We start from the raw sequence: 20,772 nt of genomic DNA, 5'->3' as shown, positions 1-20,772 counted from the left end.
TAGGGTAGCCCGCCGCCCACACCCGCGCTTCCGGCCCGGCAGCCCGCGCCAGCCGGTCGCCACCGTCACCGTCGCAGCCGTCGGGCCGAGGCCGACCACGACCGGTCAGGTGCTCACACGGCGGCGAGGACGGCCGCCTCCAGGCGGGCCCGTTCGTCCTCCGGTGGCCAGCCACCGACCAGGTAGAAGGCGTCCACCACGTCACCGCCGAGCGTGGCGATCCGGGCCGCCCGGACCTGGGCGCCGGCCGCGTCCAGCGCACTGGTCACCCGGTAGAGCAGTCCGGCGGCGTCGGCGGCGCGCAGCTCCAACAGCACCGCGTCGGTGGCGGCGTCCCGGTGCCAGACCACCCGAGGTCGGGCCCCGGCCCCCCGTGCGGCCAGGGCCCGACCGCGCAGTCGCTGGTTCACCGAGACGTCGCCGCGCACCGCCCGGCGCAGGTCCGCGCTCAGCGCCACCGGATCCGGGGCCAGGCCGTAGCGCGGCTGCACCAGACACTCCACCAGCGCCCGCCCGTCCACCGTCGAGGCGTCGGCGGAGAGCACCTCCAGCCGGTGCAGGGCCAGGCAGCCGGCCACCGTCGCGAGCAGGCCACGCCGGTCCGCCGCGGCCACCGCCACCCGGTCGGCGGTCAGGTGTACGACCGGCAGCGGCCCGGCCACCAGCGTCGGGTCGGGTGCCGGCGGGGCGGGTACGTCGCCCGTGTCGAGCGTGGTGCGGACCCGGGCGACCAGTTCGGCGACCAGCCGACCCTTCCAGTCCGTCCAGGCGGCCGGGCCGGTCGCGGCGGCATCGGCCCGCACCAGCGCGTACAGCAGGTCGAGGGTGGTCACGTCGCCCACCGACTCGGCCACCCGGGCGATGGTGACCGGGTCGGACAGATCCCGCCGGGTGGCCACCTCGGGCAGCACCAGGTGCAGCCGGACCAGCTTGCCGATCAGCGCCGCCTCGGCCGCCGGCAGGCCGATCCGGGTCGCGATCCCCTCGGCGATCGGTGCGCCCACCACACTGTGGTCGCCGGGGAGGCCCTTGCCGACGTCGTGCAGCAGCGCGGCCAACAGCAGCAGGTCGGGGCGATCCACGTCGCGGGCGTGCCGGCTGGCCTCGGCCGCCGTCTGCACCAGGTGACGGTCCAGGGTGAACCGGTGCACCGGGTTGTGCTGGGGCAGGCTGCGCAGCCGGGTCCACTCCGGCAACCAACCGTCGACCAGGCCGTACCGGTCACAGGTCTCCCAGGCCGGGATGATGTCGGCCCCCGCCCCCAGCAGTGTGGTCAGGGCGGCGCGCGCCTCCGTCGGCCACGGCGTCGGCAACGGCGGGCAGTACGAGGCCAGCCACTCGCAGGTCGCTCGGGCGATCGGCAGCCCGGTGGTCGCCGCGGCGGCGGCCATCCGCAGCGAGAGGCTGGCGTCGGGGCGGGCCCCGATGGCGGTACGGGCCAGCACCAGCTCGCCGTCGTGTTCCACCACGTCCCGGGCGACCGGTCGGCGCAGCGGCCTTCCGTCGGCACCCCGGCGGCGACCGGAGCGCAGCCGGTCGGCGGCGCGGAAGGCGTCGTCCAGAGCGTGGCTGATGGTCCTGGCGTCGCTGGCGACCCGACGCAGCAGGGTGTCGCCGTCGCCGTCCTCCGGCCGCGACGCCATCGCGGATCGCTGCTCCGCCGACATCTCCTCAGGCTGCGGCGGCACCACGCCCGGTGGGACGTCCTCGGCGCCACCGAACGGCGTCCGGCGCAGGCCGAGCAGGGCCGCCACCGGGTCGCGTTCCTGCGCCAGCAGCCGGTCGACCCGCCGGCCGACCTGCTGATGCAGGGCGTCACGGGTGTCCAGCAGCCGCAGGTGCGCGGCGTGCACGGCGGGTCGTAGCGCGTCGGTGATCCCGGCGGTGGCGATGGCCCGCAGGATGCCCACGTCGCGCAGGCCACCGGCCGCCTCCTTGAGGTCACCCTCCAGCAGGTGGGCCAGTTCACCGTGGGCGTGCCAGCGGGCGGCGCTGCTCTCCCGCAGGGGCCCGAGCTGACGGACGGCGGTACGCCGCCAGTGGTCGGTCGCCCGGTCCAGCAGCGTGTGGGCGAGTTCCGGGTCACCGGCGACGAGCCGGGCGTCGAGCAGCCCGAGGGCCACCTTCACGTCGTCCTGGGCGACCGACAGCGCCTCGGCGACGGTCCGTACGGAGTGGTCCAGCCGCACTCCGGCGTCCCAGATCGGGTACCAGAGCGCGGCGGCCAGTTCGTCGATGCCGGGCACCCCGGCGTGTACCAGCACCAGGTCGAGGTCACCGTAGGGGGCGCACTGCCGCCTACCCAGTCCGCCGACCGCGAGCAGCGCGACGCCCGGCCGGTCCGGCAGCAACCGGGCCAGCCAGGCGTCGTACGCGTCGGCGCGGGCCCGACGAGCTGCCGCGCCGACCCCGGCCACGATGCCGACGACCTCGTTGACCAGGAGTTCAGTGCTACCGGGGGGTACTGAGCCTGTCCTACTGGTCAACGAGGTCATCGATGTTCGTCCTACAGTGCGTCCAGGCCGCGCTCGCCAGTACGGACCCGGACGACCTCCTCGACAGCGGTCACCCAGACCTTGCCGTCACCGATCTTGCCCGTCCGGGCGGCTGCCACGACGGCGTCGACGATCTTCTCGACGTCGATCTCGTCGGTGAGCACCTCCACCCGGATCTTGGGCAGGAACTCGACGGTGTACTCAGCGCCTCGGTAGACCTCGGTGTGGCCCTTCTGCCGCCCGTAGCCCTGAACCTCGCTCACCGTCAGCCCGGCCACGCCCAGCGTGTGCAGGGCCTCCTTGACGGCGTCCAACTGGTGCGGCTTGATGACCGCGGTCACCAGCTTCATGTCCAACCCCTCCATCTCAGGAACGTTAGCCGGCGACCTTCTCGCTTACCGGTTCGGTGGGCTCGGTCTTCGGCGCGGCCGAGGTGCCGATGCCCGCGGCGGCGAACGCCCCACCGCCGCCACCCGTGGAGCTGAACTCGTACGCGCTCTCCGCGTGCTCGGCGTTGTCGATGCCCTCGACCTCCGCCTCGGTGCTGGCGCGGAAGCCGATGGTCTTCTCGATCGCGAACCCGATGATGTACGCCACCACGAACGAGTAGACCAGCACCGCGATCACACCGACCGCCTGAAGGCCCAGCAGCTTGATGCCGCCGCCGTAGAGCAGACCGGCGTTGCCCTCACCGGAGAGCACCTCGATGGCCAGGAAGCCGATGAGCAGCGAGCCGATGATGCCGCCGACCATGTGCACCGCGACCACGTCGAGCGAGTCGTCGTACTTGAGCTTGTACTTCAGGCCGACCGCGAGCGCACAGATCGCACCGGCGATCAAGCCGAGGGCGATGGCACCCAGCGGCTCCAGGAACGCACAGGCCGGGGTGATACCGACCAGACCGGCGATCGCACCGGAGGCCGCACCCAGGGTGGTCGGCTTGCCGTCGCGGAGCCACTCCACCACGATCCAGCCGAGCACCGCGGCGGCGGTGGCGACCTGCGTGTTGATCAGCGAGACGGCGGCGGCACCGTCGGCGGCACCCGCCGAGCCGGCGTTGAAGCCGAACCAGCCGAACCACAGCAGCGCCGCGCCGAGCAGCACCATCGGCAGGTTGTGCGGCTTGAACTTGTCCTTCGGCCAACCGACCCGCCGACCCAGGACGAGCGCCAGGGCGAGCGCCGCGGCACCGGCGTTGATGTGCACCGCCGTACCACCGGCGAAGTCGAGCACGCCCAGCTCGCCGATCCAGCCGCCGCCCCACACCCAGTGCGCGACGGGGAAGTAGACCAGGGTGGCCCACAGGCCGGCGAAGAGCAGCCACGGGCCGAACCGGGCCCGGTCGGCGATCGCACCACTGATCAGAGCAACGGTGATCACCGCGAACATCAGCTGGAATCCGGCGAAGAGCAGGTCCGGGATACCGCCCTCGGTCCCGCTCTCCAGCATGCCGCGCAACCCAGCGGCGGAAAGATCACCGGTGATCCCGCCGATGTCCCCGCTGAACGCGATGCTGTAGCCGTAGAACACCCACAACAGGCTGACCAGACCGATCGCGCCGAAGCTCATCATCATCATGTTGAGCACGGACTTGGACCGCGTCATGCCCCCGTAGAACAGCGCCAGGCCGGGCGTCATGAGCAACACCAGCGCGGCTGAAGTCAAAATCCAGGCGGTGGCACCAGAATCTAGCTCCGGCACGCTGCCTCCTCTCGGGTTGTTTTCCCTCCCTCCCGGCATCGCGCAGCATCGCCCGTACGCCGGTTGCGCGGAAGCCTGGTCGTCGGCTGTTTCGCACAGGGACCCCGGCTGGTTTCCGAATAGTGACAGCTTGTTTCGGACGTGTGAAGAAAACCGCACACCTCCGCGCTTTGACGGAAGTGGATCGGCCATTCGGTGCCGACCCATCCCCCGACTGATCAGCGAAGGGCGTATTCGAGGGCGTGTCGCTCGTAGTCGAGCAACCGCAGATCCCGCATCGGTCGGCGCAGGTGCCCCTTGTGCACGATCCGGACGAACGCCGGCTCCCCCGCCGCGGCCATCCGCCGGATGCCCTCCACGTGGTCGACGATCCGCTTGCGGATGGTCCGGATCAGCCGGTGCCGGTCACGGGGAATGAGCCCGTACGCGTCGGCGAACAGCCGCAGCCGACGCGGCCGGTCGGGGTGCTTCCAGCCCAGCGTGATGGAGTCCCGGTCGGAGAAGATCGGCACCCAGGTCCACGCCGCGTACGCCACGTCGTAGATCCGGGCACCCGGCGAGGCCAGGTCGAAGTCGATCAGCCCGAGGGTGCCGTCCGGCCGCCAGATGACGTTGTGCGGTGCCGCGTCGTGGTGGCAGATGACCTCGGTGTCCGGCGGCGGTGGGCCGAACGAGCGCCACACCGCCTGCGGCGGCGGCACGAAACCGTACTGGGCGTCGTGGAACATGCGCAGCATGGTCGCGACCGTGACAAGTGCCTCGTCGGTGACCCAGTGCGGGGCCAACGGGTACTCCCCGCACTCCCCCTCCAGGTACGACAGCACCTCCCGGTTGCGCTCGTCCATGCCGAGGGCACGGGGCGCACCGGTGAACCCGACGTACTCCAGGTGACGCAGCAGGGCGTGCACCGACGGGGTCCACGGACCGGCGTTGCGCCGCACCGTGTCACCGACCCGCACCACGGTGCTCACGTTCCCGCCGTGCAGCGGGATCTCCTGCGAAGTCACGTACGGTCTCCCGAGGCGCTGCGACGGGTGACTCGGGTCACGCCAGCCCGCGTACGCGCGATCGTTTCTGGTCACCCGAGGTTACGCGGTCTGACCGGTGGGCTCGGTACCCAGCAACGCGTCGACGAACTGGGCCGGGTCGAACGGCGCCAGGTCGTCCGCGCCCTCGCCGAGGCCGACCAGCTTCACCGGGATGCCGAGCTTGCGCTGCACGGCGATGACGATGCCGCCCTTGGCCGTGCCGTCGAGCTTGGTCAGCACCACGCCGCTGACGTTGACCACCTCGGTGAACACGCGTGCCTGCTCCAGCCCGTTCTGGCCGGTGGTGGCGTCGAGCACCAGCAGTGTCTCGTCGATCGGGCCGTGCTTCTCCACCACCCGCTTGACCTTGCCCAGCTCGTCCATCAGGCCGATCTTGTTCTGCAGGCGGCCGGCGGTGTCGACGAGGACGGTGTCCACCCCTGTCTCGATGCCCCGCTTGACCGCGTCGAAGGCGACGCTGGCCGGGTCGGCGCCCTCGGGGCCACGCACCGTCTCGGCACCGACGCGACCCGCCCAGGTCTGCAACTGGTCGGCGGCGGCGGCGCGGAAGGTGTCGGCCGCGCCGAGCAGCACGCTACGGCCGTCGGCGATGAGCACCCGGGCGATCTTGCCGCAGGTGGTGGTCTTGCCCGCACCGTTGACCCCGACCACGAGCAGCACCGCCGGCACGCCCTCCTTCGGGGCGGTGTGCAGCGACCGGTCCAGCGACGGGTCGAGCGCGTTGACCAGCTCGGCCGCGAGCAGGGTGCGCAGTTCGGCCGTCGAACGGGTACCCAGCACCCGGGTGCGCTCCCGCAGCCGGTCGACGATCTCCCGGGTGGCGTCGATGCCGACGTCGGCGGTGATCAGGCTGTCCTCGATCTCCTCCCAGACATCCTCGTCGAGTCGGTCCCGGCTGAGCAGGCCGAGCAGGCCCTTGCCGAAGACGTTCTGCGACCGCGACAGCCGTGACCGCAGCCGCACCAGCCGTCCGGCGGTCGGCTCGGGCACCTCGACGGTCGGTGCCGGTGCCTCGACGACCGGCGGCTCGACCAGGACACCGGTGGACAGATCGGCCTCCGGTGCCTGCACCGGCGGGCCGGCGAGGTCCTCTTCCGCCCGCGTGTCGACCTCCGTACGCGGCAGCGGCGGCTGAGGCCGTCGGCGCAGCCGCGGCACGACCAGCCCGATGCCGCCGAGGATCAGCAGGCCGAGCAGGGCGAGAGCGATGAGGAGGTATTCCGTCATGCCGGAATCCTGTCAGATGCCGGCGACCGCGTCTCAGCCACCGGCCCCGCCGGGCGACGGCGCTCTGCCCCCGGGGTGATCAAAAATCGGCGGTAGTCTCGGCCACAGTTGGCAGTGGTGCGCCACCAGCCGGGTAGTAAAGGATGACATTCTCTCGTCTGGAGGTGTCCGTATGGCTGCCGAGCTGCTCATCGGCCCCCTGCTACGCCGGGTCGTCGGCACTCGGGCCACCGTGTGGGTGGAGACCACAGCGCCGTCGGTGGTCACCGTCCGCACGGCCGACGGTGCCAGCGGCACCGCACCCACCTTCAGCGCGTACGAGCACCACTACGCGTTGGTGGTCGTCGACGGCCTCACCCCGGACAGCACCACCCGCTACGAGGTGCTGGTCGACGACCGGGTGGTCTGGCCGCTGCCGGAGAGCCGTTTTCCGCCCAGTGTCATCCGGACCCGGGCCGCCGACGACCGGGACCAGCCGGTCCGGCTGCTCTTCGGTTCCTGCCGGGAGGCCACCCCGCACGCCACCACCCGTAAGCTGCCGCCGGACGCGCTCGACGCGTACGCCCGGCGGGTGATGGCCGAATCCGACCCGGCGGCCCTGCCCGACCTGCTGGTGCTGCTCGGCGACCAGGTCTACGCCGACGAGACCTCGCGGACCGTGAAGCGTCTGCTGCGTCGACGGCGGCGGCGTCCGGCGGACGCCCCGAGCGACCAGGTGGTCAGCTTCGACGAGTACACGAAGTTGTACCTGGAGTCGTGGAGTGATCCGGAGATTCGCTGGCTCCTCTCCACCATGCCGAGCGTGATGATCTTCGACGACCACGAGATCATCGACGACTGGAACACCTCGGCCTCCTGGCGGGCCGACATGCGCGAACAGCCGTGGTGGGCCGAGCGGATCACCAGTGGCCTGGCCTCCTACTGGGTCTACCAACACCTCGGCAACCTCTCCCCCGACGAGATCGCCGCGGACCCGGTCTTCGCCAAGGTGAGCGCTGCGGAGGACGCCACCGAGGTGCTGCGGGAGTTCGGTGCGCGGGTCGACACCGAGGCGGACCTGGCCCACGACACCGAACGCTGGCAGGCGGTGCAGTACCAGTGGAGCTACTCGCTCGACCTGGGCCGCACCCGACTGGTGATGCTGGACAACCGGTGCAGCCGGGTGCTGCTGCCGGGCCGTCGGGCGATGCTGCCGCCCGGCGAGTGGTCGTGGTTCGTCGACCGCGCACACGGCGGCTACGACCACCTCGTGGTCGGCTCCTCGCTGCCCTGGCTGCTGCCACCGGGCATCCACCACGTCGAGGCGTGGAACGAGAAGCTGGCGGACTCGCCCCGACCGTGGGTCGCCCGGCTGGGCGAACAGCTGCGCCGAGGGTTGGACCTGGAGCACTGGGCCGCGTTCCGCCGTTCGTTCGACGCGCTGGCCGAACTGTTCGCCCGCATCGGCGGCGGCGAACCGGGCACGCCCGACGACCGCAAGGGGGCCGGTCCGGCGTACCCGCCACCGGCGTCGATCAGCGTGCTCTCCGGCGACGTGCACCACTCGTACGTGGCGCGGGTCCGGTTCGCCGACCCCACCGTACGCACCCCGGTGCACCAGCTGACCTGCTCGCCGATCCACAACCAGGTGCCCGCCGGGATGCGCCCGTTGATGCGGCTCGGGTGGGCGCGCGGCCCGGCCGGGGCGACACGTGCCCTGGCCCGCACGGCCGGGGTCCGCCGCCCCCTGGTCAAGTGGCGCCGGCTGGCCGGGCCCTACTTCGGCAACGCGGTGGCGACGCTCACCCACGCCGGTCGCGGGGCCGAGGTGATCATCGAGGGCACCACCAACGACGGTGACCTGCACGAGGTGGCGCGGCAGCGGCTCGCCGAGGGCACCGGCGGCTGAATCCGCCTCGCCACCTGTCAGACGTACGGGCCAGAATCCTCGGATGACATGGACAGCACCACAGATCGACCGGACCCCGGAGCCCTACGTCGGTGACGAACGCACCATGCTGACGGGCTGGCTCGACTACCACCGGCAGACCCTCCTGCTCAAGTGCGCGGGCCTCACCGCCGAGCAGTTGCGCACCGCCAGCGTCGAGCCGTCCGGTCTCACCCTGCTCGGGCTGGTCCGACACCTGGCGGAGGTGGAGGCCTGGTGGTTCCGCGAGAACTTCGCCGGTGAGCAGGTCGACTACCCGTACTACACGCCGGAGAATCCGGACGCCGACCACGACGTCAGCAACGCCGACGCCGAGGCGGACTTCGCCACCTACCACCGGGAGGTGGCGCTGGCCCGTGCCGCCGTCGTCGGTCGGTCGCTCGACGAGACGTTCACCGAGGTCGGTCCGAAACGGCGGACGTTCAACCTGCGCTGGGTCTACGTCCACATGATCGAGGAGTACGCCCGGCACAACGGGCACGCCGACCTGATCCGCGAACGCATCGACGGTGTCGTCGGCGAGTGAACCGCACGCGGCCCGGTCGTCACCAGCAGACAGCGACCGGGCCGGCGACGGCGCGCCTCAGCCGGCCAGCGCGGCGCGCAGGTAACGCAGGTCAGCCGGCCCGTTCCAGCGGTACGCCGACAGTCCGGCCGCCCGCGCGCCGCTGATCGCCCGATCCTCGTCGTCGACGAAGAGCACCCGCGACGGCGAGGTCTCCAGCGCCGCACAGGCGGCCTGGAAGTACTCGGGTGCCGGCTTGTGCACGCCGATGACCGAGGAGTTCACCACCACGTCCAACTCGTCGGTCAGACCGAGCGCGGTCAGGTCGGCGTCGAGCAGGTCGGTCGCGTTGGTGCCGAGTCCGACCCGGATGCCGGCGGCCCTGACCTCGCGGACGAACGCCAGCACCTCCGCATCGACCTCTCCGCGATAGCGCTGCCACTGCGCCACCGCCGCCCGGGCCCGCTCGGCGTCCCCCACGGACGGGGTGAGCGCGTCGGCCACGCTGGTCATCCAGTCGGCGTGACTGATCTGGCCGGTGAGCACGGGTTGCAGCCGTCCCCACTGCATGGCGATCTCGCCGAGCACACCGGCGGAGAGGCCGTACTCCCGCTCGACGCCGGCGGCGACCGCCGGATCCCAGCGCCGCAGCACACCGTCGAAGTCCACCAGGAGCGCCGTCGCGCGTTCCCGAGCCACTACCCGTTCTCCTCGCCGCGGCTCTGCCGCTCGTCTTCCCCGTCGGCCCGGTTGAGCCGTTGACTGATCACCTGGGTCACCCCGCCGCGCATCGTCACACCGTAGAGCGCGTCGGCGATCTCCATGGTCCGCTTCTGGTGCGTGATGACGATCAACTGGCTCTTCTCCCGCAGCTGGGCCAGCAGGGTGATCAGCCGGCCCAGGTTCACGTCGTCGAGAGCCGCCTCGACCTCGTCCATGATGTAGAAGGGGCTGGGCCGGGCACGGAAGATCGCCACCAGCATCGCCACCGCGGTCAGGGATCGTTCTCCGCCGGAGAGCAGCGACAACCGCTTGATCTTCTTGCCCGGCGGGCGGGCCTCGACCTCGACGCCGGTGGTCAGCAGGTCGTCCGGGTCGGTGAGGACCAACCGGCCCTCCCCGCCGGGGAACAGCACGGTGAAGACCTGCTCGAACTCCCGGGCGGTGTCGGCGAAGGCGCTGGCGAAGACCTCCAGGATCCGGTCGTCGACATCCTTGACCACGGTGAGCAGGTCACGCCGGGTGGCCTTGAGATCCTCCAACTGCTCGGAGAGGAACTTGTACCGCTCCTCCAGCGCCGCGAACTCCTCCAGCGCGAGCGGGTTGACCTTGCCGAGGAGGGCCAGTTCCCGTTCGGCCTTGGCGGCCCGCTTCTCCTGCACCGGGCGTTCGTAGCGGACCGGCTCAGGCACCGCGAGGCCGTCCCGCTCGGCGGCGGCCACCTCGGCCTCGGTGGGCGGCACCAACTGACTCGGGCCGTACTCGGCGATCAGCGTCTCGACCGTCAGGCCGAAGTCCTCGGCGGCCTTGGCCTCCAACTGCTCGATACGCAGCCGCTGCTCGGCTCGGGCGACCTCGTCCCGGTGGACCTGACTGGTGAGCCGTTCCAGTTCCGCACCGAACCGCTTCGCGGCCGCTCGCACCTCCTGTAGCTCCGCCTCGCGGGTGGCCCGTTCCCGCGCCACCGTGTCGCGGTGCTCCTCCGCCCGCGCGATGCTGCTGGTCAGCTGGGTCAGCGCTGTCCGCGCACCACCGGCCACGGCGCGGGCGATGGCGGCGCCCCGGGTCCGTGCCGCGCGGCGGGCCGCCGCCCGTTCCCGGGCCGCCCGCTCGGCGCTGGCCTGCCGGCGCAGTGAGTCGGCCCGTCCGGAGATGGAGGCCACCCGCTCCTCGGCGGTACGCACCGCGAGCCGGACCTCCATCTCGTTCTGCCGGGCCTGCGGCACCATCGCGGCGAGCTGGTCGCGTTCCTCGGTGGAGGGTTCCGCGTCGATCGGGGTGGCTTCGGCCAACCGCAGCCGTTCCTCCAGCTCGGCCAGGGTGGCGAGGTCCCGTTCCCGGGCCGCCTCGGCACGCGAGCGGGATTCGCCGAGCCGGTCTGTCTCCGCCTTCGCCGACCGCGCGGCGGCCCCCAGCTCGGCCAGTCGCCGCGCCGCGGCGTTGCGGTGGCTCTCCGCCTCCCGTTTGGCCGCTGCGGCGTGCTGCACCGCCTCCTTGGCGACGGCCACCTCGGCACGCGCCTCGACCAGCTGTTCCCGCAGCTCGGCGCTGGTGCGCTCGGCCGCCAGCCGGTTGGCCCGCGCCTCCTCGACGGCCGCCTGCACCTCGATGTAGCTGGGTGCCTTGGCCGACCCGCCGGCCGCCGCGTATGCGCCGAGGACGTCGCCTTCCCGGGTGACCGCACGCAGTTCGGGGTTGCCGGCGACCACCTCGGCGGCGGCGGCGAGGTCGTCCACCAGGACCACGTCACGCAGCGCCCGGTGCACCGCGGGCCGGATCTGTGCGTCGCACTCGACCAGGTCGGGTGCCCAGTGCGCGCGGTCGGGCAGCTTCGGCCGCAACGCGTCGACCGAGCCGGTCATCCCCGGCCCGGCGGGGCTACCGACGACCAGCCCGGCCCGCCCGGCATCGGAGATCTTGAGCAGGCGCATCGCCTCGACCGCCTCGTCCACGCCGGTCACCGCGACCGCGTCGGCCAGACCACCGAGCGCGGCGGCGAGCGCGGCCTCGTGGCCCGGGGCCACCGTGAGCAGGCCGGCGAGGCCACCCAACAGGCCGGGGACCTGGTCGGCGCGGGCCAGCAGGGCCCCGGCGCCGTCCTTGCGGCGCAGGCCGAGGGCGAGCGCCTCCTCCCGGGCCTTCCAGGTCGCGGCGTCCTTCTCCGCCGCCCGTTCCGCGTCCGACAGGGCACGCACCGTGGCCTGCGCCCGTTCCTGGGCGGCGACCGCCTCGGCGTGCCGGGCGTCCAGGTCGGCGTTGTCGCGATCCGCCTCGGTGGACTGCTCCGCGACCGCGTCCAGCTCGGCCTGGGCCCGCTCGGCGCGCGCCAGCGCGTCGGTGTGCGCGGCGGCGAGCCGCTCGATCTCCTCACCGGCGCTGGTGGTCCGCGCCCGGGCGGAGTTGACCTGCCCGGTCAGCCGGGCCAGGCCCTCACGCCGGTCGGCGATCGCCTTCGCGGCGGCGACCAGTTCCCGCTCGGCGGCGGCGAGCTGTCGTTCCAGTTCCTGGCGGTGCTCGACCGCCTCGGCGAGCCGGATCTGGTCGTCGGTGAGCGCCGCGCGCAGTTCCTCCTCCTGCTCGCGTACCCGGTCGGCCTCGGCCTCCAGTTGCTCCGGGTCCCGACCCGGGCGCTCGTCGTCCGGGGTGGCGCTGAGGTGCCGCAGCCGCTCGACCGCGAGCTGTTCGATCGAGCGGAACCGCTCCTGCAACGCGGAGAGCTTGTACCAGGTGTCCTGCGCGGCGGCCAGCAGCGGCGCGTCGGACGCCAGCGCCTCTTCCAGTTCACCGAGGCGGGACTGCACCTCGGCGTGCTCGGCCTCGACCTGCTCGCGTCGCTGCCGGAGCGCGGTCTCGTCCGCGATCTCCTTGTCCAGCGTGGTCCGCAACGTGGCCAGGTCGTCGGCGAGCAGCCGCAGCCGGGCGTCGCGCAGGTTGGCCTGGATCACCGCGGCGCGGCGCGCCACCTCGGCCTGTCGGCCGAGCGGCTTGAGCTGTCGGCGCAGCTCGGCGGTGAGGTCGGTGAGCCGGTTGAGGTTGGTCTGCATCGCGTCGAGCTTGCGCAGCGCCTTTTCCTTGCGCTTGCGGTGCTTGAGGACGCCGGCCGCCTCCTCGATGAACGCCCGCCGGTCCTCCGGCTTGGCGTGCAGCATCCCGTCGAGGCGGCCCTGCCCGACGATGATGTGCATCTCCCGGCCGATACCGGAGTCGCTCAGCAGCTCCTGGATGTCGAGCAGCCGGCAGGAGTCGCCGTTGATCTCGTACTCGCTCTCGCCGGAACGGAACATCCGGCGGGTGATGGAGACCTCGGTGTACTCGATCGGTAGGGCACCGTCGGTGTTGTCGATGGTGAGGGTCACCTCGGCGCGGCCCAGCGGCGCCCGTCCGGCGGTGCCGGCGAAGATGACGTCCTCCATCTTGCCGCCGCGCAACGCCTTCGCGCCCTGCTCGCCGAGCACCCAGGCGATGGCGTCGACGACGTTGGACTTGCCGGAGCCGTTGGGGCCCACCACGCAGGTGATCCCCGGCTCCAGCTTGAGCGTTGTCGCGGAGGCGAAGGACTTGAAGCCCTTCACCGTCAGGCTCTTGAGATGCACCTTCTCGATCCTCGTCCGGTGGCCGCCGTACCGTCGCCCGGCTGCGCGGACCCTGGTAAACCCGCAGACTAACCCGGGACCGGGTGGCGCACACGACGCGACCCGCCTGCCGGTCGCCGGCACCGTCCGGGTCGCGTGCCCCCGAACATCCCATGCCGACCGGGTACGCACAGAGCTGCGCGCCGGCACATGGTGTCGGCGCGCTCAGTGCGGTGGTGCTGTTCAGTTGTCGCGACCAATGGGTGCGGTCGCGGTATGCGGCCAGGTGGGTCAGGTCAACGCGGGCTCGGCCAGACGGAGCAGATCGTCCGCCTCCGCCGCAGCCGCCGCGAGCCGATCGTTCTCAGCTCGCAGGCGCGTGACCTCGAACTCTAGGGACTGAACCCTGGCACGCAGTCGGGTGACCTCGTCGAGCAGGCGCCGGTCGGGCGCCGCACCTACGTGGCCGTAGAGGGCCTTCGCCATTTTTACTCCTTGATGTGCGCTGCCGGAGAGGCCGGCCAACGCGCGCCCCTGTGAACGCGACTACCATTCCCACAATTTCTGGGCATGGCCGGGCGCGACTGGCGACAACACCATATTGAGCCGACAGCCCCTGCTTCGTCAAGTTCACGCAGGCCGTAGATCATCTCGGTGTCGGCCACACCTGTCGCGGGAGGCTGCCTCAAAGGCGCGGACACGCTCTGTCCGGACATCTCGACTCTACGCTTCGGAATCGCCGAAGACCTCACCCGGACGTACAAGCTCCTCTTAACTCTTCCTTAGCCAGATTGCTGCTGCTCAGAAGCGGCACGTAGCGTCACCCCGGCTCTCAACTGATGTGTGGAGGCAACCGGCGTGCACGGCTGGAATGATCCGATCGACCCGGAACACACCCCCCGGCGAGAGGAATCGTGGACCGACGAACCGGCCTGGTTGACCGACCGGCCGGCACCACGGTCGTCCTATCTGTTCGGCGACGACCCGGAGGAGCCCTCGGCCGGGTGGTACCGCGACCAGCCCACCGAGCAGTGGCGATCCGACCTCACGCACCCCCACCAGCCCACCGAGCAGTGGCGGCCTGCCGATCAGCACCCCTACCAGCCCACCGAGCAGGCGTACCCGACGGCGGGACAGGACTGGCACGACACCTCCGCGTCGTCCTGGCAGGAGGCCGGACGGCACCACCGCGACACCGACGGCTGGTCCACCCCCCACGCGTCGCCGCAGGGCAGCCCGTACGCCTACGATGATCGGCCCGACCGGTACGCCGATCAGTCCGTCGGCTACCCCGACCGGACCGACCCGTACGCCGAACCGGTCCTCCGTTCCCCCTACCAGTCGGCGCAGACCGCGCACCGCGAGCCGGTCGGAGCCGACGAGCCGGGACGCGAACCGAGCGGCAAGGGCCGTCGGTCCGGGCGGCGGTCCCGCCCCCTGGTGATGGGCGGTGCCGCCGCGGCGGCCACCCTCGTGGTGAGCATCGGGGTCGCGGCCCTGGCACTGCCCGGCGACGACACCCCGTCCACCACGGCCGACGAGGCACCTGTCGCCAGCGCGCCGGCACTGACGGAGGACGAGGACCAGGCCCTTCCGTTCGACCTGTCCGAGAGCCCGAGCCCGAGTCCCAGCGCGAGCCCGAGCGCCTCTCCCAGCACCGCCACCGCGTCACCGTCGGCGAGCCGGTCGGCGCGGGCCACACCCTCGCCAGCGCGCACCACTGCCGCGTCCCGGCTCAACGCCGACCGGCAGGGCAGTCCGAGCCGCGGCGCCTCGACCAGCCCGTCGTCCTCCGCCGGTGTCGCCTCCGAGGCGGAGGAGGTGGTCGCGCTGGTCAACGCCGAGCGGGCGAAGGCCGGTTGCGGTGCGCTCAGCATCAACGACAAGCTGATGACCGCGGCCCAGCGGCACAGCCAGGACCAGGCCGACCACCAGAACATGTCGCACACCGGCAGCGACGGCAGCGATCCCGGTGACCGGATCGATCGGGTCGACTACGCCTGGCGCACCTACGGCGAGAACGTCGCCTGGAACCAGCGCACCCCGGCGGCCGTCATGGACGCCTGGATGAACAGCCCCGGACACCGGCAGAACATCCTCAACTGCGCCTTCACCGAGATCGGCGTCGGCGTGGCGAGCAGCAACGGGCCGTACTGGACGCAGGTCTTCGCCGCACCACGCTGAGCGCGAATCCTTGTCGGGTCTGCGCTCGTTTGACCGGGTGGGGTACGCCGAGACCCGGCGTACCGGCTCGGGCGGCCCGATGCCGCCCCGCGACCTGCGGAGCTGGCGATGCGGATCGGCCTGGGCGGGCGACCGGCGCGGTGGGTGCACCGCCGGGCGCTGCCCGCCGGTCTGACGTTCACCCTGCTGGTCACCGTGGCCGCCTGCCGGCCGGAGCTGACGCCACCGGGGGCACCGACCAACTGGCCGAGCACCTCGGCGCGGCACTGGCAATGGCAGTGGCAGCTCACCGGGGTGCTCGATCCGGAGGTCGAGGCGGACGTGTTCGTCCTCGACCCGGTCGGCACCACCACCGCGCAGACCGCCGAGCTACGCTCCCGCAAACGTCGGCTGGTCTGTCAGGTGCACATCGGCTCGATGCACCCGGCCGACCCCGACGCCAGTCGCTATCCGGCACCGGTACGCGGTGCCACGGCGGCCGACACCGGGCGCGTCTGGCTGGACGTCCGCCGGTGGGAGGTCCTGCGACCGGTGCTCGCCGACCGGTTCCGGCTCTGCCGTGGGAAGGGATTCGGCGCGGTGGTGTTCGCCGACGCCGACGGTTACGACAGGCCTTCCGGCTTCGCGTTGGAGTTCGACCACCAGCTGGCGTTCAACCGTCGGGTCGCCGCGCTGGCCCGCTCGCTCGATCTCTCCCCCGGCCTGCTGAACGACCTGCCGCAGGTCGCCGCGCTGGCCCCGGACTTCGACTTCGCCGTCAACGAGGAGTGCGTACGGCTGGGCCAGTGTGACCGGTTGCTGCCCTTCGTCGACGCCGGTAAACCGGTGTTCCACGTCGAGTACTCCGGTGCCGTCACCGATTTCTGCGTGACCAGCGTCGGCTACGGCTTCGCCTCCGTGCGCAAGAACCGCAGCCTGGACGCCTGGCGGCTACCGTGTGCGGCCCCCTGACGGCGGGCTCGGCCTGGTCCGGGGCAGGGGTTGGCACCGGGGGCAGCTGTACGACGAGCGGTTCATGAACACCTCACGACGGATCGGCGTGCCACAGCGACGGCAGGGCTGCCCTTCCCGCCCGTACGCGTTCAACGACCGGTCGAAGTAGCCACTCTCGCCGTTGACGTTGACGTAGAGGGCGTCGAAGCTGGTGCCACCGGCGGTGATCGCCTCACCGAGGACGTCCCGCACGTGCCCGAGCAGCCGCTGTGCGGCCGGGCCGGTGAGCGCGTCGGTGGGGCGGGTGCCGTGCAGTCCCGCCCGCCACAGCGCCTCGTCGGCGTAGATGTTGCCCACGCCGGAGATCAGGCTCTGGTCGAGCAGCGCCCGCTTGACCTCGGTACGCCGACGGCGCAGCGCGGCCACGAACTCCGGGTCGGAGAACTCCGGGTCGAGCGGGTCGCGGGCGATGTGGGCGATCTCCGCCGGCAGGGTGCCGCCACCCTCGCTGACCGACAGTCCACCGAACGTGCGCTGGTCGACGAAGCGCAGCTCGGGGCCGTCGTCGTCGAACCGGAACCGGACCCGCAGGTGGGTCTCGTCGGGCGCGTCCGCCGGTTGCAGCAGCAACTGCCCGGACATGCCGAGATGCCCGACGACGGCGTCGCCGCTGTCCAGCGGAAGCCAGAGGTACTTGCCGCGCCGCCGGACGTCGAGCACCTTCCGACCGGCCAGAACGTCGGCGAAGTGGGCCCCGCCGGGCAGGTGCCGACGGACCGCCCGGGGATGCCGCACCTGCACCGACAGGATCCGGCGACCGGTGACCCAGCGGGACAGTCCCTGCCGGACGGTCTCCACCTCCGGCAACTCAGGCATGGTGTGCCTGGGCCCCGACCTCGTCCACCAGGTCCCGCTTGTCACCGTCGGTGGCGTCCGCCGAGCCGTCGGTCGCGTTCGCCGAGCCGGTGGTGGCGTTCGCCGGGCCGTCGGTGGCGTTCGCCGAGCCGTCGGTGGCGTCTGCCGGCTTCTCCGCCGAGCCGTCGGCGGTCGCCTCCGCCTGCTCGGTGAGGGTCCGCCAGGCCGACTCCGCCGCCCGCTGCTCGGCTTCCTTCTTGCTCCGCCCGTCCGCGCCGCCGTACCGGTTCCCGGCGACCACCACCCAGGCGGTGAAGGTCTTCAGGTGGTCCGGTCCGGTGCCCTCGATCCGGTACTCCGGAACGCCGAGGCCGAGCGCGGCGGTGAGTTCCTGGAGGCTGGTCTTCCAGTCCAGTGCGGCACCCCGGCCGGCGGACTCGGCCATCAGCGGGTCGAACAGCCGGTGGATGACGAGGGCGGCGGTGTCCAGCCCGTACTGGAGGTAGATCGCACCGAGCAACGCCTCCAGGGTGTCGGCGAGGATGCTCGCCTTGTCCCGGCCGCCGGTGGTCTCCTCGCCCTTGCCGAGCAGCAGGTAGGGGCCGAGCCCGTCGGGGCCGAGGTTACGCGCCACGTCGGCGAGCGCGCGCATGTTGACCACGCTGGCCCGCAGCTTGGCCAGCTGCCCCTCCGGCAGGTCGGGGTGGTTCTGGAAGAGCGCCGTCGTGATCACCACGCCCAGCACCGAGTCGCCGAGGAACTCCAGCCGCTCGTTGGTGGGCAGCCCGCCGTTCTCGTATGCGTACGAGCGGTGGGTGAGCGCGCGTTCCAGCAGTTCCGGGTCCAGTGAGACGCCGAAGGCGGCCTCCAGGTGGCCGATTGCGGGCCGCCTGCGCTTGTCGTTGCTCATGTGCGTACCTCGGTGTCGGTCGTGCGATCGGTGCGGTCCCCGGTCAGCAGCGCGGCCACCCGCTCGGTGGCGTCGCGCCGCCAGAGGTGGGCGGCCAGGGCGATGCCGGAGGTGATGTCGTCGGCGCGGGCGGCACCGTGGCAGACGACGACGGTGCCGGCCACGCCGAGCAGCGCGGCCGCCCGGGGCGCGCCACCACCGGGCGGGGGCCCGCCGGCCATGGCGTACGCGCCTTCGACGGCCTTGAGCAGCACGTTACCGGTGAACCCGTCGGTGACCACCACATCGGCGCGCGTGCCGAGGCAGACGTCGTACCCCTCGACCAGCCCGACGTAGCGTGCGTCGCCGGGCAGCGTCGCCGCGCTGAGCATGGGGTCGGTGAGCCGGCGGGTCCGGTCGCCCTTGCCGGTTTCGGTGCCCACGGAGAGCAGCCCCACCCGGGGCGCGGCGACGCCGTGGGCCACCGACGCGTAGGCGGCACCGAGCACGGCGTGCCGGGCGAGCGTGGCCGGGGTCGGCTCCAGCGAGCCGCCGACGTCGAGCAGGACGACGGTGCCGGAGACGCCGGGTAGCGCGGCGGCGAGGGCCGGGTGTCGCACGTCGGGCCAGCGACCGAGCCCGAGGGCAGCGGCGGTGACGGTCGCGCCGGTGGAGCCGGCGGAGACCAGCGCGTCGGCGTACCCGGCCCGGACGGCGGCGACTGCCGCGCGGACGGTGGTCTCGGCACGCGCGGCGCTGGGATCGTCGGCCATGTCGACGACGGATTGGGCGGGCCGGACCGTGATCCGGTCTCGCTGGGCCGGGTCCAGGGCGGCGATCAACGCGCCGGCGGCCCTGGTGGGCCCGACGAGAAGCAGGTGCAGATCGGGGTCGTCGCACACCGCCCGCAGAGCGCCGTCCACCACGACGGCGGGAGCGTCGTCCCCGCCGAGGAGGTCAACGGCGATCCGTGCGATGCCCGGCTCCGTCTCGACGCCGGCCGACGTGGGCCGGCCGGCGTCGGTCGGAGTTGCGGGCGACCGCCGGGGGGTGTGCGTCGCCCGACCTGTGGTCGGAGACGTCACGCGCCGTCCGGGTCAGACCTCGAGGACCTGGCGGCCGTTGTAGGTGCCGCAGACCGAGCAGGCGGCGTGCGGCAGCTTCGCGGACTTGCACTGCGGGCAGGCGACGGTCGCGACCGCCGCGGCCTTCCAGTTCGCCCGGCGGGACCGGGTGTTGCTGCGCGACATCTTGCGCTTGGGGACGGCCACGGTTCTTACTCCTCTGTACGGGTCAGTTGCGACAGGCCCGCCCAACGCGGGTCGATCTGCTGGTGGCTGTGATCGGCCGGCAGATCGTCCCGGTGCACCCCGCAGTCGGGGCACAGCCCTGGGCAGTCCTGGCGGCAGAGCGGGTTGTTCGGCAGCGCGAGCACCACCGCGTCCCGCAACGCCGGTTCCAGGTCGATCAGGTCTCCCTGCATTCGACCCACCTCGTCGGACTCGGTGGTGGCGTCCGTGGTGCTGTTCTCGTACGCGTACAGCTCCTGGATCGTCACCGTCACCGAGTCGTTGATCTCGCGCAGGCAACGGCCGCACTCGCCCTTGATCGGACCGCTGACGGTCCCCGAGACGAGCACGCCCTCGGACACCGACTCCATCCGCAGATCGAGGTCGAGGTCCGCGCCCTCCGGCACGCCGATCAACTCCACGCCGAGGTCAGACGGTGCCGGGACCACCCGTTGGACGGTACGCAGAACACCAGGTCGGCGCGGTAGCTCCCTCGTGTCGAGGACCAGCGGCGACCTGGGGTCGAGTGAAGTGGGTGAGTTCTTGGGCATAGTCAGACTCCGGCCGGTGAGAGGCCGACAAACGAGGTTACCCGGACCGACGCCCCAACGTCGAACCGGGGGTGACCAGCCCGTCCCGGCGCGTCGGAGGCACCGGACGATCCCGACGGCGGTGGACAGTCCGGCCGGCAGCGGACGTTCCGTGACGTCGGGATCGACTGGATCAGAAGGGCAGCGGGCGCTCCGCCTCGTCACCGGCGAAGGTGCCGATCTCCCGCAGTGCGTGCATCTTGTCCCGGCCGCGCTCTATCGAGGCCAGCGCCCGGGTGAGGAACTGCTCGAAGTTGGCCAGCGCGGTGTCGACGTAGTCGTCGACCTCCTCGCGCAGCCGCTGCGCCTCCGCCCGCGCCTCGGCGATGATCCGGGCACCTTCGTGCTCGGCGGAGACGGTGATCTCGTTCACCGAGACCAGGCGGGCGTGTTCCGCCTCACCCTCGCTGATGATGCGGTCGGCCTCCCGCTTGCCGGCCTCCATGATCTTGTCCCGCTCCTCCAGGAGAGCGGCGGCGCGGCGCAGGTCGGCGGGAAGCTCGGCGCGCAGTTCGTCGAGGGCCGCGATCATCTCGCCCCGGTCGACCATGCAGTTGTTGCGCGACATCGGCACGGAGCGCGCCTGCTCCACGATGGCGATCAGTTCGTCGATGCGGTCGAGCGGGTCCACCGGTACCTCACTCCTGTCGTTCGTCGGGCCGACCTACATCATGCGGGCTGCGGCCGGTTTCCCGCTTCACCCAATGATGTCGTCCCGCACCCGTCCATGGCCCGGCCCACTCCTCGGGCGTGTCGGCCCATCACATCCCGCGATCTTGCACATGCCGCGCCGCGAGGGCCACGCCGGAGACGGAAAGGCGACCGCAACTGCCGGA

18 protein-coding genes are annotated in these 20,772 nt (G+C 72.0%); 4 read left to right on the top strand and 14 right to left on the bottom strand.

Features of this window, described 5'->3' with window-relative positions:
- Nucleotides 1–113: 113 nt before the first annotated feature.
- The 5 genes from ACLQ2S_RS04090 to ftsY all read right to left on the bottom strand — a co-directional run bounded on the left by ACLQ2S_RS04090 (nucleotide 114) and on the right by ftsY (nucleotide 6,472).
- The gene (locus ACLQ2S_RS04090) at nucleotides 114–2,417 is read right to left on the bottom strand and encodes an HD domain-containing protein (protein WP_425701276.1); all 2,304 of its coding nucleotides are present in this window, start codon (nucleotides 2,415–2,417) and stop codon (nucleotides 114–116) included.
- 89 nt (nucleotides 2,418–2,506) lie between these two features.
- On the bottom strand, nucleotides 2,507–2,845 hold the full coding sequence (locus ACLQ2S_RS04085; RefSeq protein ID WP_196222491.1) for a P-II family nitrogen regulator: 339 nt from the start codon (nucleotides 2,843–2,845) through the stop codon (nucleotides 2,507–2,509).
- 25 nt (nucleotides 2,846–2,870) lie between these two features.
- Nucleotides 2,871–4,235 carry an ammonium transporter gene (locus ACLQ2S_RS04080; protein ID WP_155215760.1) on the bottom strand — a complete coding sequence of 455 codons (1,365 nt, stop codon included), beginning with the start codon at nucleotides 4,233–4,235 and terminating at the stop codon, nucleotides 2,871–2,873.
- Between the two features lie 179 nt (nucleotides 4,236–4,414).
- Nucleotides 4,415–5,278 (bottom strand): aminoglycoside phosphotransferase family protein, encoded by an 864-nt coding sequence (locus ACLQ2S_RS04075; RefSeq protein WP_309222867.1) that lies wholly within the window; start codon nucleotides 5,276–5,278, stop codon nucleotides 4,415–4,417.
- 6 nt (nucleotides 5,279–5,284) lie between these two features.
- Nucleotides 5,285–6,472 carry a signal recognition particle-docking protein FtsY gene (ftsY, locus tag ACLQ2S_RS04070; protein ID WP_155215763.1) on the bottom strand — a complete coding sequence of 396 codons (1,188 nt, stop codon included), beginning with the start codon at nucleotides 6,470–6,472 and terminating at the stop codon, nucleotides 5,285–5,287.
- A gap of 172 nt (nucleotides 6,473–6,644) precedes the next feature.
- Here ftsY and ACLQ2S_RS04065 point away from each other — a divergent pair, with 172 nt between their 5' ends.
- Both ACLQ2S_RS04065 and ACLQ2S_RS04060 read left to right on the top strand, forming a co-directional pair.
- Nucleotides 6,645–8,360, top strand: coding sequence for an alkaline phosphatase D family protein (locus tag ACLQ2S_RS04065; protein WP_155215765.1), 1,716 nt, complete (start codon nucleotides 6,645–6,647; stop codon nucleotides 8,358–8,360).
- A 43-nt stretch (nucleotides 8,361–8,403) separates the two neighbouring features.
- Complete coding sequence (locus ACLQ2S_RS04060; RefSeq protein ID WP_425701139.1) at nucleotides 8,404–8,925, top strand: DinB family protein; 522 nt, start codon at nucleotides 8,404–8,406, stop codon at nucleotides 8,923–8,925.
- A 57-nt stretch (nucleotides 8,926–8,982) separates the two neighbouring features.
- On the opposite strand, the gene ACLQ2S_RS04055 is transcribed toward ACLQ2S_RS04060, so the two are convergent.
- From ACLQ2S_RS04055 to ACLQ2S_RS04045, 3 genes are all read right to left on the bottom strand, one after another.
- On the bottom strand, nucleotides 8,983–9,603 hold the full coding sequence (locus tag ACLQ2S_RS04055) for an HAD family hydrolase (protein ID WP_425701138.1): 621 nt from the start codon (nucleotides 9,601–9,603) through the stop codon (nucleotides 8,983–8,985).
- The gene (gene smc / locus ACLQ2S_RS04050) at nucleotides 9,603–13,217 is read right to left on the bottom strand and encodes a chromosome segregation protein SMC (protein WP_425701137.1); all 3,615 of its coding nucleotides are present in this window, start codon (nucleotides 13,215–13,217) and stop codon (nucleotides 9,603–9,605) included. The genes ACLQ2S_RS04055 and smc overlap by 1 nt, the downstream gene beginning before the upstream one ends.
- Nucleotides 13,218–13,487: 270 nt before the next feature.
- Entirely contained in the window at nucleotides 13,488–13,682 is a 195-nt protein-coding gene (locus tag ACLQ2S_RS04045; RefSeq protein WP_093401709.1) for a hypothetical protein, read from the bottom strand.
- A 372-nt stretch (nucleotides 13,683–14,054) separates the two neighbouring features.
- Here ACLQ2S_RS04045 and ACLQ2S_RS04040 point away from each other — a divergent pair, with 372 nt between their 5' ends.
- Both ACLQ2S_RS04040 and ACLQ2S_RS04035 read left to right on the top strand, forming a co-directional pair.
- A complete protein-coding gene (locus tag ACLQ2S_RS04040) occupies nucleotides 14,055–15,380 on the top strand; it encodes a CAP domain-containing protein (protein WP_309222870.1) in 1,326 nt (441 codons plus the stop codon).
- A gap of 108 nt (nucleotides 15,381–15,488) precedes the next feature.
- Nucleotides 15,489–16,331, top strand: coding sequence for an endo alpha-1,4 polygalactosaminidase (locus tag ACLQ2S_RS04035; protein WP_155215767.1), 843 nt, complete (start codon nucleotides 15,489–15,491; stop codon nucleotides 16,329–16,331).
- On the opposite strand, the gene mutM is transcribed toward ACLQ2S_RS04035, so the two are convergent.
- From mutM to ACLQ2S_RS04005, 6 genes are all read right to left on the bottom strand, one after another.
- Nucleotides 16,311–17,189, bottom strand: coding sequence for a bifunctional DNA-formamidopyrimidine glycosylase/DNA-(apurinic or apyrimidinic site) lyase (mutM, locus tag ACLQ2S_RS04030; protein ID WP_425701136.1), 879 nt, complete (start codon nucleotides 17,187–17,189; stop codon nucleotides 16,311–16,313). The genes ACLQ2S_RS04035 and mutM overlap by 21 nt on opposite strands.
- Nucleotides 17,182–18,078, bottom strand: coding sequence for a ribonuclease III (gene rnc / locus ACLQ2S_RS04025; protein WP_425701135.1), 897 nt, complete (start codon nucleotides 18,076–18,078; stop codon nucleotides 17,182–17,184). The genes mutM and rnc overlap by 8 nt, the downstream gene beginning before the upstream one ends.
- Nucleotides 18,075–19,034 (bottom strand): phosphate acyltransferase PlsX, encoded by a 960-nt coding sequence (locus tag ACLQ2S_RS04020; protein WP_309222927.1) that lies wholly within the window; start codon nucleotides 19,032–19,034, stop codon nucleotides 18,075–18,077. Before ACLQ2S_RS04020 ends, rnc begins: the two co-directional genes overlap by 4 nt.
- A 120-nt stretch (nucleotides 19,035–19,154) precedes the next feature.
- On the bottom strand, nucleotides 19,155–19,328 hold the full coding sequence (gene rpmF, locus ACLQ2S_RS04015; protein ID WP_091435485.1) for a 50S ribosomal protein L32: 174 nt from the start codon (nucleotides 19,326–19,328) through the stop codon (nucleotides 19,155–19,157).
- A 5-nt stretch (nucleotides 19,329–19,333) separates the two neighbouring features.
- A complete protein-coding gene (locus ACLQ2S_RS04010) occupies nucleotides 19,334–19,897 on the bottom strand; it encodes a YceD family protein (protein ID WP_155215773.1) in 564 nt (187 codons plus the stop codon).
- 172 nt (nucleotides 19,898–20,069) lie between these two features.
- Entirely contained in the window at nucleotides 20,070–20,567 is a 498-nt protein-coding gene (locus ACLQ2S_RS04005; RefSeq protein WP_309222871.1) for a hypothetical protein, read from the bottom strand.
- Nucleotides 20,568–20,772: the final 205 nt, after the last annotated feature.

It is taken from the genome of Micromonospora sp. DT48, from assembly GCF_049844495.1.
Classification (GTDB): Bacteria; Actinomycetota; Actinomycetes; order Mycobacteriales; family Micromonosporaceae; genus Micromonospora.
This window is presented reverse-complemented; position numbering and strand designations above follow the sequence as displayed.